This is a genomic window from Pseudoscardovia radai, from assembly GCF_002259605.1.
Lineage (GTDB): Bacteria > Actinomycetota > Actinomycetes > Actinomycetales > Bifidobacteriaceae > Pseudoscardovia > Pseudoscardovia radai.
Genome location: NZ_MWWR01000004.1, coordinates 128739 through 141360 on the forward strand (window position 1 = coordinate 128739; position 12622 = coordinate 141360).

The following is a 12622-nucleotide window of genomic DNA, read 5'->3' on the forward strand; positions in this document are numbered from 1 at the left end:
CGCGGGCGTCTCCCACTCACAACCCCGCGGGCGTCCTCACCCCACCGTCGGTTCGGCCATGTTTCTCTCTTCGTGGCCGGTCCGGCGGTTTTTCTTTTGCTCACACGGTTGCCGGGTACGATGGTTGTGCTGTGGGTCCGGCAGCCGCGCGGTGCCGGAGGAAGGAACGGTATGTCCGACGACGATACGACGATGGCGCCCGCCATGCATTCCGACGATGCGTCCGTCGCCGCGGCGCGGCACGGGGCGCGCAAAAGTCGCTCGGAGGCGCGGCGCACGGCCGTGGGAATCGTGTCGATGGTGCTCGGCATCGCCCTGCTGTTCTACCCGATCGCAACATCGTTCATGAACGAACGCCGCGCCAATAACGTCGTCACGAGCTACGTGCAGAACGCGAGCACCCTCTCCGCCGACAGCAAGGCCTCGATGCTTGCGGCCGCGCAGGCGTACAACGACGAGATCTTCCACCGCCAGGGCGGCATCCTGCCCATCGGCAGCTCCGAATCGGATTCCGATGCCGAATACCAGTCGCTGCTCAACACGGGCGGCGCCATGGCCACGGTGTCGATTCCCAAAATCGGCGTGGACCTTCCCATTTTCCACGGCACCACGGAATCCGTGCTGTCGGCCGGCGCGGGGCATCTGTACGGCTCGTCGCTGCCGGTCGGCGGGCCGAACACGCACTCGGTGATCGCCGCGCACCGCGGCATGCCCACGGCGCTGATGTTCACGCGCCTCGACGAGCTCGAGGTGGGCGACGTGTTCACCATCACGGTGCTGGGCGAAACGCATGCATACCAGGTGGATCTCGTGAGCGTCATCGAACCGGATGACACGAGCCTGTTCACCATCGACCCGGGCAAGGACTACGTGAGCCTGCTGACATGCACGCCCTACGGCATCAATTCGCAGCGCCTCGTGGTGCGCGGCGAGCGCCTCGCCGACGTGCCGCCCGTGCAGAAGCCGGAGCTCGGCGTGTACCCGGCCGACTACACCTTCGCCGTTATCGGCGTGGCCGCGGTCTCCACGATGGTCGTTATCTGGAAGATGCGCCGCTCGTCGGCGCGCCCGCACGGTCTGCATATCGCGGACTAGCGGCCGTTGCGCATGCCGCGATCGTCAGCGGCAGCGCGTACACGCACGGCACGATGTACCGCGGCAGCACCACGGGGCCGGCCACCAGCGTCGCCAGCGTCACCACGGCCGGAACCAGCATCACCACGCCCATGCCGTGCCGCCTGCGGATGCAGTAGGCGAGACAGACGAGCGGAACCCATGTGGTGAACACGGCCTTGAGCACCAGAACCGGCAGCCAGTGCTCCACCCACGCATACACGCGGTCGAAGCCCTGCGACACCACATGCGCCCAATGTGGCCGCTGCGCGGTGCGAGTAATCGTGCGCTGCACCTCGTCGAGCGTGGCCTGCCCCTGCGTCATGCCCAGCAGGAACGGCTCCATCTGCGCGGCATCCGCGGTGTCGGGCGCCTCGTCGAGGTTGTCGCGGTAGGAGACATACGATTCGTCGCCCAACGACGTGGTATCCGGGTAGATGACGGGCAGCGCCGTGGCCGACAGCGCGATGGCGAAAACCTCCGGATGGCGCGCCATGGCGCCCGCATACCACCGGAAGAACGCATGCACGGCCTCGGACGGCGCGTCGGAGCGCCAGCGGTCCTTCGTCGCGTCGGCGCGCGAGGGCACATACACGTCGCCCAGCTGGTGCGCCTCGGCGTACACGCCATCGAGCACTCGCCAGTCATCGTCCGTCAGCTCGTCGCCATACCAGCGGATGTACAGCGCCGTCTGCTGCGACGTCACGGTCATCGTCTCCTTGCTCTCGCCGGGAGCCACGCCCATCGCCGGCAGCGCCGCATGCTGCCACACGCCGGCCACGAGCACAAGCGCCAGCCCCAGGCACGCCGCGGCCCGCACGCGCAGGCGCCGGATGGCGCATACCAGCACGATGCCGCACAGCAGCACCGTGATCGCCCCGGTTTTCTTCGTCAGCATCAGCAGCATGGCGGCCGCTGTCAGCCACACCACGAAGCGGCGGCTTGCGAAGGCGCCGCCCCGCGTGCGCGCGGCCTCGGCCATGAGCAGCACGAACAGCACATAGGCCCAGCCGTAGAGCATGTCCTTCGCCATGGTCTGCGCGAACAGCGGCACCACGGGGTACGCCGCCAGAAACACGATGCTCGCGCGCACCAGCCCGCGCGGAAGCCCGAGGAAGCGCATCCATCCGATGACGAGCGCGAACACGGCGGCCGTGGCAGCCATCTGCGCCAGCGCGTACAGCAGCAGCGACGGCAGATGCGAGGGGATGAGCCCGCCGAGGCTTCCCAGACGCCAGAAGGCGCCGAAAACAAGCGTGTCGAACCACGGGTGGTGGTCGGAGCGCGGCGCCATGCCGTAGGCCTCGAGCAGCTGCCATTGCGTGTCGGGGTCGAGGTTGCCGGGGAAGCGGATGAGAAGATACGGCGCCCAGCACGCGAGGAAAAGCAGGGTGGGGCGCAATCGGTGGCCGCGCATCGAGGCGAACCACGCGTCGGTGGTGAGGGTGGGGGCGGTTGAGGCTGTGGCCCTCGCGGCATCGGTGGTTGCGGCATCGGTGGTTGCGGCGTCGGTGGGGAGTCCGGACGATGGTTCCGACGATGGGGCCATCGTGTTTCTTTCCAGCGCGGCATCGGCGCGGCGGAACACCCAGGTCAGGGCGCAGGTGAACGCCGCCGTGAGCGCGAGGGCGAGGGTGACCGCCGCCACGGCGTAGGACGGCGAGCCGTGCCAGGTATCGGTGCCCGAGACGGCGCGGCGCACATAGTCGCCCCACACGGCGAGCGCGCTGATCGCAGCCGCCGCGATGCCGGCCCATAGGTCGGGACGCTGCGTGCGGCGTGTCGGGGTCGCGGTGTTTCCAGAGACGGTGGCTTTCGGATGGTCTGACATGATGCTCCTCCGCCGTGCCCTGGCGGGCTACCGGCGCTGTGGAAGGGATGCTGGCGATGCGCGGACGCTGCCGCTGCATCCGTGGGCTTTACATCGTGGGCTCTACATCGTAAGCCCGAGGAACCAGCTCTTGACGTAGGAGAACAGGAACGGGTTGGTGGAAGGCAGCGCGTCGTAGCGGCCGGTGGCGAACATGCCGCCGAACACCATGATCAGCGAGAACAGCACCGCCGCGGCCGCGGCGAACGCCGCCAGGCGAGCCGGCGCATATCCGGTGCGGAACGCCGGCAGCAGACGCGGGTCGGCGGCGGTTGCGGTTGCGGCGGCATCGTCTGCCGAAGCCTCTGCGTCTTCCGCACTTTCCGCGCCCTCGGCAGCGGAGGCATCGTGGATACTCTCCTGCGCCACAGGAAGCCGCAGGGACTCCTCGAGGCAGCACGCCACCGCGATGGCGGCGAACGCCAGCAGCATGCCGAAGTCGCCGTAGTAGCGGTTGTTCACGCCGGCCGTCATTGTGTCCAGCAGCAGCACCGCCGCGGCGCCGGCCACGCAGATCGCCGTCAGCGCCCACACGTGGCGCTCCTTGAGGCGGCGCCGCTCCATCCAGAAGAACAGCGCCACGAGCGCGAACGGCACCAGCGCCAGGAAGCCGCCGAGCGACGGCTCGCACGGCAGGGGCAGCGCGTTGTCCACCGTCTCGATGAAGGGGAAGGAGCCGCCGAATGCGGCTGGCTGCAGCAGCTGCATGAGCAACGCGATGGGCATCAGCGCACGCGACGGGCGCTGCGAGGTCATGTCGAAGGCCGTCAGGTTGTAGTTCGAGCCCACGTCGAGCGGCGAGCCGAAGCGCGCGGCGTTGTAGGCGAGCAGCGGCACGATGACGGCGAGGAAGGCCAGCACGATGGCGCAGCTCAGGCGCCAGCTCGCGCGGGAGAAGATCTGGTGCGAGTGGCGGATCTCGTCCCAGAAGATCGGGAACGCGAACAGCACGAAGACGAGGAACTGCGGGCGGCAGCCGAAGTTCAGCGCCATAAGCACGCAGCCGAGCACTACGCGCCATGCCGACACGCGCGTGGCGCCGGGAGTGCAGCCAGCCCATGCGCCCGTCGTGGCGTCGCGGCGCGCGCCGATCCAGAAATACAGGCCCGCGGCGGTCGCCGCCATCGAGGCGAGCACGGGGATGCCGTAGAACGACGGCGTGAACAGGTAATACCACGCGCTGTTCGCCACCAGCATCGTGAGGGCGCACAGCCACGCCAGCGCCTGCGAGACGCGGGGGAAGAAGCGCTGGATGAAGCGCATCGTCATCGGGATGGCGAAGGCCGCGAACGCCACGCCAAGCACCCACGACGCCGCCCAGTTCGGCAGCCAGCGCCCCGTCAGCGCTTCGAAGGGCGCGAAGAGCAGAACGGCCGGCACCACGCCGAAGTAGCTGTAATAGTGGCCCTGGAAGTACGCGTGGTCCCAGAAGTACACGGCGCCGGTGGCCTCGTTGAGGCTCTGGCGCGCCGCGTAGTTGTACGGGTTCGACATCGACTGCAGCGTGTTGTCGATCGGCAGGTCGAGCCACAGGTGGCCGTTGAGCAGTGCCTCGCCCAGGCGCTGGTACTGCAGCGGGTCGAACCAGTGGTCGAAGCCCCACCCGTAGGAGACGCCCTGTACCTTGAACATGCCGCCCGTGGCCTGCGTGACGAGCAGCATGACGACGGCGGTGATGGCGATGGCCGCGCCCGTGGCCGCCTTGTGGCCGCGCGTGGTGATGTCGAGCCGGCGGCGCCACAGCACCGAGCCGGGGCGGAAGCAGATGACGAACGCGGCGATGACGAGCATGACGGCGATGCGGGAGAAGCTGATGGAGAACGGGATGGTGGGGTTCACCTCGTAGCTGGCCAGCGAGACCGTGGAGCCGGCGTATTCGTTTTCGAAGCTGATGCGCAGCCACGTGCTGTAGCGGTTCTCGTCGCTTTTCTGCCCGGCGAGCGTGTACTGCGTCTCGGGGATGCTCGTGTAGGTGAGCGTGTTGTCGGGGTCGGACCAGACGCCGTCGCTCAGGCTGCGCCATGTCAGGTCGTCGGTGTTGCGGGTGGCGTCGGCCTCTTCCTCGGCGTCGGCCTGGGCCTCGCTGTCGAGGGCGGTGTCGGTGTCGGCCGTGTAGAACGATGCCGTGGCCGAGGTCCACGATGCAGTGTCGTTCGCGTGGGAGGCGGCCTGGCTTACGGGAATGGAGGCGGCGGGGGAGAGGCGGATGCTGGCGATTTCGGTCGCGCCGCCGGTCGCCGCGTCGCGCACGGGGATGTCGATCGTGGCGGTGTCCGGGTCGGTGATGGTGAAGGTGGTGGAGGCGGCGTCTGCGGCGGTGTCTGCGGCGCCATCGTCGGCGGTATCGTCTGCATCACCCGGCGACGGAATCGTAATGCCTCCGCCGAACACCGGGGAGCCCATCGTCACCGCGGGCACATGCGTGGTGCGCCAATGCCCTAGGTTGAACACGCCGACTTCGAGCCCCGCGATCACCAGCAGCGCCACCAGCCACAGCACGGCCGTGCGCCGGTGCTGCCTCCTGAGCGCCGGCGTATTGCTCCGTGGGGGCTGCGAGGTATGCGCGGTTTTCGACATATCAATTCAATCCCGTCTCTGCGTAGGGGAATCCGAAGCGCGGCGGGGCGGCGCCTTTCCGAGCGTCCGGACCGCGCAGAAAATGGAAAAGCCGGAAACCCAAGGTGTGCAAGGATTTCCGGCTGTACGCGGAGGATACGAGATTCGAACTCGTGAGGGCTTGCACCCAACACGCTTTCCAAGCGTGCGCCATAGACCACTAGGCGAATCCTCCGTTGCTGCGTGGCGACATGCTGCGAAACCGCCGCTGGATTTGTTGCGTGAACTCGTTCCAGCACATGTTTCCGCGGGCAACTTGACCAAAATACCGCGTCTACGGGAAAAATGCAATTCGCCTGCGTTCCGCGGCGTGTCGTGCGGGGAGAGAGCGGGGTGCGGAGAGGCGGTGCGAGGGAGAGGAAACCCACAAGATGTCCGCAACCCGTCACATCGTTCTTGGGGAGCGACGATGGTTCAGCTCTCGGTCCCGCCTGGCGTCAACGGTGCCTCTTGCTGGTCGCTGGCGTGCCAGTGAGGGGCACTGTTGGGGAAGAATTGGCTTGTTTCCAACGATTGGGTCTCCGACGGTGGGCTTCGCTGGTCGCTTGAGTGCCAGTGAGGGGCACTGTTGGGAGAGTGGTTGTTGGGAATGCTGGGCTTTTTCTCGAACGGTCGGCTTCGCTGGTCNCTGGCGTGCCAGTGAGGGGCACTGTTGGAGAAGAATTGGCTTGTTTCCAACGATTGGGTCTTCAACGGTCGGCTTCGCTGGTCACTGGCGTGCCAGTGAGGGGCACTGTTGGCAGAGTGGTTGTTGGGAATGCTGGGCTTTTTCTCCAACGGTCGGCTTCGCTGGTCGTTCCAGTGCCAGTGAGGGGCACTGTTGGGGAAGAATTGGCTTGTTTCCAACGGCTGGGTCTCCGACGGTGGGCTTCGCTGGTCGCTGGCGTGCCAGTGAGGGGCACTGTTGGGGAAGAATTGGCTTGTTTCCAACGATTGGGTCTTCAACGGTGGGCTTCGCTGGTCGTTCCAGTGCCAGTGAGAGGCACTGTTGGCAGAGTGGTTGTTGGGAATGCTGGGCTTTTTCTCGAACGGTGGGCTTCGTTGGTCGCTGGCGTGCCAGTGAGGGGCACTGTTGGGGAAGAATTGGCTTGTTTCCAACGATTGGGTCTCCGACGGTGGGCTTCGTTGGTCACTGGCGTGCCAGTGAGAGGCACCGTTGGGTTCGCGGGGTGCCGGGCGGGCGAGAATCGATCCGCAACCCATCACATCGTTATGAATTCTGTAACAGTGTGATGGCTTGCGGACATTTTTCGACGATTTTCGGCGGGAAAATCGTGTTTTGGTCCGCAACCCATCACATTGTTGGAGATTCGGGCCCGCGCCGCGTCCGCGCCCGAATCCCGCGCCCAATCACCACATGTCGGGGTGGGGCTGCTCGTAGTCGATGACCTCGTACATGCCGTGCGTGAAGGCGAAGTTGGGGTTGCCCCACGGCGCCTTGGACTGCATGAACGTCTCCGGCCATCGTTGCATGAACAGGCCGCGATCCGCGCGGAACCGCAGCTCCTTCTCGCCGCTGGTCGTCACGCCGCGCGACACCGACTCGTAGTGGTACAGCGCCGCCTCCGGGTTGAACAGCACGTACTGCCCGCGTTTGCCGACCTTGAGGCAGAAGTCCACGTCGTTGTAATTGTCGGGCAGCTGCTCATCGAACCCGCCGACGGCCTCGAACACATCGCGCCGCGTCATCAGGCACGCACCGGTCACGGCGGCCATGTCGCGGTCGAGCACGGCGCTTTGCAGATTGCCGTTGTACGTGCGCGGCATGTGCTGGAACACATGCATCGGCCCGTCGATGCCGAAGGTCACGCCCACATGCTGGATGGTCTCGTCCGGGTACAGCAGGCGCGCGCCCACGACGCCCACGTCGGGGCGCTGCATGCACGGGCCGAGCAATTCCTCGATCCAGTCGCGCGTGATGGGCTGCGTGTCGTTGTTGAGCAGCAGCAGGTAGTCGCCGCGCGCGTAGGCCACGCCGAAGTTCACGATCTTCGAGAAGTTGAACCCGTGCACGTCGGTGGCGCGCGCCACGCGGATGCGCGGGTCGAGCTTCTGCACCCACTCGTAGTACTCGAAGGTCTCCTTCTCGGTGGAGTTGTTCTCCACGATCACGATTTCGTAGTTCTGGTACGACGACACGCGCAGCAGCGTCGTGATGCAGCGGTGGAGCACCGTCACGGCGTCCTTGTTCGGGATGATGATCGACACCAGCGGCCTGTTTCCCAGGTCGTACTTGATGTGGAAATACCCCTCGCCCGCGCGGCGCGACACCACCGGCTCGCCCTTCACGCCCGCGCGCTCCAGATGGCCTTTGATGGCCAGACGCCCGGCCTCGAGCGCGTAGTTCTTCTGGTTGCGGTTGGACGCGGTGGAGTTCAGATGCGAGCGCCAGTGGTACAGCACATGCGGCTCGTGGTGCACATGGCGCGCCTTCTCGCCGATGCGCCACGCCATGTTCCAGTCCTGCGAGCCGTCGAACTCGCGGCCCGGCAGCTCGAGCGTGGCGAGCACGGAGGCGCGCACGGCCATGAAATGGCACAGGTAGTTCTGCGCGAGCAGCGAATCGGGATTCCACCCGGTTTTGAACGACGGCTCGCGGAAGCCCGGCTTGTCGGCGAACTCGCCGTCGCACACGTACTTGTCTTCGTCGCAGTAGATGAGGTCGGTGTCGGGGTGTTCGTTCACGGCCCGCGCGTAGCGGTACAGCGTGTCGGGCTCGATGAAGTCATCGTGGTCGAGGAAGCACAGGAAGTCGCCGGACGCCGCGCGGATGCCCGCGTTCGTGTTCAGCGTGATGCCCTCGTTCTTCTCGATCGGCACGCGCTTGATGCGCTCGTCGCGCCCGCAGTATTCGACGATGACCTTCTCGAGGCGCTCGTCGTCGGGGGAGGCGTCGACGAGAAGGAGCTCCCACTTGGCATACGATTGCGCCATGACGGAGTCCACCATGGCGCGGAAATACTCGATCGGCGTGCGGTACACGGGCACGATGACGGAGAACGTCGGCTCGGTGGCGAAATGCGCCTGGCGCTGGTAGACGAGCTCGGTGTCGCGCACCTTGTGCACGAGGCGGAACCAGGTGTCGTAGTCGTCATCGGTGTAGGCGGGCTGCGTGCGCTTGTTCCAGGCCTTCACGATTTTGTCGAGCGTTTCCTCGTCGAACGCCTCGAAACCGTTGTTGGCCGGCTGCTGCGGGAAATGCGCCCAGATGATGGCCGCGGATCCGGGCGCGACGCGCACGGAGAACGTGACCGTGCGGATCTTCAGCCCCGCCGCCACGGGGGACTCGGCCACGCGGTCGCCCATGCACACCCAGTCGCGCAGCGTGGCGTTGCCGTCGGGGCCGAAGTCGAAGCGGTTGCCCTCGCCGTCGAGCGCCACCACCTCGAGATGGTCGTGGGCGCCGTGCCCGTCCACAAGCGGGATCGACACATGGCCGGTCACGATGTTGGTGGCGTTCGGCTTGTCCTCCACCACGGATTCGAGATGCACGCGGATGTCGCCGGCGGTGAAGCCGTCGTCGCAGTGGATGATGCCCTGCGCGATGGAATCGTTCGCCTCGAGATGCTGGCGCGACTGCTCGGCCACGCTGTCGGGCGTGAGCACGAAATGCGCCGAGGCAATCGTGGCGCCGTCATGCAGCGCGTCGACGGTGACGGTTTTCGCAAACGGCGTCAGCGGCGTGACGAGCACGGGGCCGGCGGACGTGCCGACGATGCGCACCGGCGTGGGCTGCCGGTCGGCCTCGTTGACGGCCGTCGCGTGGAAGGCGACGTCGTCGGGCAGGTGGTGCTCGGCGTCGCTGAACCGCGTGATGACGGCGTAGCTGTTGCGCTTGTTGGCGGCCATGTGGTCGAGGCCGATGTACTCGAAGTCATGCGGCTGCAGCTCGGGGTGGCGCGCCGCCTCCCGGGCGCGGTATTTGCGCACGACGCGTGCCTTAAGCGTGTCGAGGCCGCGCGAGGCGTGCGTGAGCGGGAGCAGCTCGATGAGGTTCCCGTCCGTGCTTCCCGCGCCTGCCACGTTCCCCTTGTTCTCCTTCGACTTGTACTGCAGGTACTTGAAGAACATGCCCGTCAGGTAGTCCTCGAGGAAGCGCGGCACCGCCATCTGCTCGGTGACGTAGTGGCTTGTGTCGACCAGGCGGTCGTGCTTGGCCAGCACGTCGAACAGGTACGAGCAGTACTGGTCGAAGATGTCGCGGCGCATGATGAACGCGCCGTCGGCGAACATGGCGTTGCCGGCCATATACGCGTCGGCCGCCTTGAACATCTCGGGGTAGTCCACCTTGATGATGTCGAGGCACACGTCGAGGTCGAGCTCGTTGCGCCCGTTGCGGTACGAATACGTGTCATGCACATTGCGGCTTTCGGGCGTGGCCGACATCGTACCGGCGATCACCGGCACGCGCTGCAGGATCTGGCGCAGGTGGGAGGCGCTCGCGGCGGCCCCGTTCCCCTCGCCCTTGGCGAAGGTCAGGCCCGTGGGCACGAAGCCCACGAATTCGGGCGATCCGTAGGCCTCGGGGTTCTTCCATGCCCAGTAGCGCGCGGTCAGGTCTCCGTAGGTGGCGTAGCGATTCGAAATGGAGTCGCCTTCGTCATCGCGCAGCGGCGGCTCGGTATAGACCGGGATGTCGCCGGCCGATGCGGCTCCCGAGACGATGGGGCGCAGCGGCCGCCCGCCGATGTCGGCGGAGACCTTCGGATCATGGATCGGGACAAGCACTGTGAGGTTCTCGCTCATGCGGTTTTCTCCTTCGCACACCGCCCTTCGCACACCCCGTGCTGGCGGGTCGTCCGGTTTGCTCTCCACCGGCCGCGGTGCGCGGTGCTTCTGTTGGTTTCGATAGCACTGTAGCATTCGCGCCCGAAACCGAAGGCATACGATGACGAGGGCATGCGATGCAGACATACGATGACGATTCCGCCGCTTGTGCGTGAATATGGAGGAGTTGTGCGGATTCGGGGGCGGGGGAGGCTCCGGTGCGGCGCGGGGTTCCGGCGTTCCCTAAGCTGGAGGTGCTATGGCGGCGCGGGTTCCTGGCTCTGCGCCACGGTCGGGCGGCGTGGTCCGTCGAGGGACCATGACCGTCGAAGGAACATGAGGTGATATGACGCACAATCATGAATACGATGCCGGTTCCGAGGCATCGCATAAGGGATATGCGGGAGGGCATCGTCCTTCCCGTCGTTTTCTGTCCAACCATCTTGTGCTGGGCGCCATCGCGGGCGTCAGCATCGCGGCCCTGGCCCTGACGATCGCGGTGCCGCCGCGGATCGGCGCGGGCTCCGGGAGCGCGACCACCGGGAATATCGTGGCGACCGATCTGGCGGCCGCCGAAAACGCCGGGTATCTCGCCGCCTCCGGGGCGAACGCCTCCGACGTCGATGCCGGTGCCACGGGCGGCCATGAGCTTCCCAAATCCATCGCCGACGGCGTTCCCGACTCCGCCACGCTGGTCTCCGAGTCCTACGCGGTGACGACGGACGGCGAGGTGCTGGATGTCGCGACGGGCGATGAGGTGACGGATCCCGCCATCGTGGGAACCGAAGACACCCCGCCCGATCCGATGGCCCTCACGGGCGGCGTGCATTACGCGGCCATCAGCGTGGGCGATGCGCGCGAGGAAATCGCCGACGATTCCGCGGCCGGCACGGCGGATAGCGCCGTCTCCGCGGACGGCATCGTGGACGTCGACGGCACCGTCACCGCCACGGCGGCCGTCGATACGGCGACCGGCGCCGCCACCGCGCAGAACACGGCGCTGAGCAATAATGCCTACGGGGCCTATTGGGGCATCTCCGGCAACCAGCCGGCGATATTCAACGCCAATGGCTCCGTGGCCGTCGCTAATGCCAAGGGTGTCATCGACGTGTCGGCGTACCAACGCACCATCGACTGGTCCGCGGCCAAGGCCGCCGGCGTCGAAGGCGCGATCATCCGCGTCGGTTACGGCGTCAATTACTGGGATTCGACCGCCGCCTATAACATCCAGCAGTGCAAGAAACTCGGCATCCCCTTCGGCATCTACTGGTACTCCTACGCCGACACGGCCACGATGGCCACCGAGGAGGGGCAGAGCCTGGCCACGCGTCTGGCCCAGCTCGGGGTTTCGCCCACCGACCTGAGCTACCCGGTCTATTACGACATCGAGGCATGGAAATGGAGCGGCCACACCCAGCCCACCTCGCCTGCCGTCTATGACACCTTCGTCGGCAACTTCATCTCGGCTATGAACGCCGCGGGGTATTCGAACGTCTCGCTGTACACGTATCTGTCCTTCGCCAACACGGTGCTCAACGACTCCTACCTGCACGGGCTCATCACGTGGATGGCGCAGTATAGCTCCACGCTGCAGTACACGGACTGGGGCAAGAGCACGAACGGCTACGAATACAAGGGCTGGCAGTACTCGGACTCAGGGCAGATCGGTGGCATCTCCGGTAATGTCGATATGAGCGCGTTCACAGGGGTCAGCGCCACGTACCGTCTCTATAATCCGAACAGCGGAGAGCATTTCTACACCCAGTCCGTCGCAGAGCGCGAAGCCCTCGTCCGTGCTGGATGGGCGGCGGAAGGCACCGCGTGGACGTCCCTGATGCAGGGAACCGAAGTGCACCGCCTCTATAGCCCGGAATCCGGCGACCATCATTACTCGATGGACTCCCATGAGATCTCCGTGCTCACCGGCCTCGGCTGGCAGGACGAGGGCCTCGCCTGGTATTCGGGCGGCTCGGTGCCGGTCTACCGCGCCTACAACCCCAACGCCTTCGTCGCGGCGCATGTCTACAGCACGCAATACAGCGAAATCCAAAGCCTCGCCAAGAACGACGGCTGGAGGGACGAGAACCTCGCCTGGTGGGCGCTGACCTACTGACGGATCCGATGCCGGGGTTTATGCACACAAGGTTTATGCACACTATGTGCAAGAATTGCCCCGGCATAATTCGAGGCGCGTGTCTACGATTTTCGGTGCCCGGCCGCGAGTGACGGGAACCGGTGACCATCGTGAGGATGGGA

5 protein-coding genes and 1 tRNA gene are annotated in these 12622 nt (G+C 66.0%); 2 read left to right on the forward strand and 4 right to left on the reverse strand.

What is annotated here, in order from left to right:
• Positions 1–171: 171 nt before the first annotated feature.
• Positions 172–1095 (forward strand): class C sortase, encoded by a 924-nt coding sequence (locus tag PSRA_RS02610; protein WP_158216294.1) that lies wholly within the window; start codon positions 172–174, stop codon positions 1093–1095.
• Here PSRA_RS02610 and PSRA_RS02615 read toward each other — a convergent pair.
• The 4 genes from PSRA_RS02615 to PSRA_RS02630 form a co-directional block, all read right to left on the reverse strand.
• Positions 1037–2944 (reverse strand): DUF6020 family protein, encoded by a 1908-nt coding sequence (locus PSRA_RS02615; RefSeq protein ID WP_094660343.1) that lies wholly within the window; start codon positions 2942–2944, stop codon positions 1037–1039. The two genes, PSRA_RS02610 and PSRA_RS02615, sit on opposite strands and share 59 nt — an antisense overlap.
• Positions 2945–3046: 102 nt before the next feature.
• Positions 3047–5560, reverse strand: coding sequence for a hypothetical protein (locus PSRA_RS02620; protein WP_143516306.1), 2514 nt, complete (start codon positions 5558–5560; stop codon positions 3047–3049).
• A gap of 129 nt (positions 5561–5689) precedes the next feature.
• Positions 5690–5774, reverse strand: a tRNA-Ser gene (locus PSRA_RS02625).
• Between the two features lie 1175 nt (positions 5775–6949).
• Positions 6950–10345 (reverse strand): glycosyltransferase, encoded by a 3396-nt coding sequence (locus PSRA_RS02630; RefSeq protein WP_158216295.1) that lies wholly within the window; start codon positions 10343–10345, stop codon positions 6950–6952.
• Between the two features lie 367 nt (positions 10346–10712).
• Between PSRA_RS02630 and PSRA_RS02635 the strand changes: the two genes are divergently transcribed.
• A complete protein-coding gene (locus PSRA_RS02635; protein WP_094660348.1) occupies positions 10713–12479 on the forward strand; it encodes a glycoside hydrolase family 25 protein in 1767 nt (588 codons plus the stop codon).
• The last annotated feature ends 143 nt before the right edge of the window (positions 12480–12622 follow it).

Coding starts and splice junctions, on each gene's coding strand:
- PSRA_RS02610 (WP_158216294.1), top strand. CDS start 172: ATGTCCGACGACGATACGACGATGGCGCCCGCCATGCATTCCGACGAT.
- PSRA_RS02615 (WP_094660343.1), bottom strand. CDS start 2,944: ATGTCAGACCATCCGAAAGCCACCGTCTCTGGAAACACCGCGACCCCG.
- PSRA_RS02630 (WP_158216295.1), bottom strand. CDS start 10,345: ATGAGCGAGAACCTCACAGTGCTTGTCCCGATCCATGATCCGAAGGTC.
- PSRA_RS02635 (WP_094660348.1), top strand. CDS start 10,713: ATGACGCACAATCATGAATACGATGCCGGTTCCGAGGCATCGCATAAG.
- PSRA_RS02620 (WP_143516306.1), bottom strand. CDS start 5,560: ATGTCGAAAACCGCGCATACCTCGCAGCCCCCACGGAGCAATACGCCG.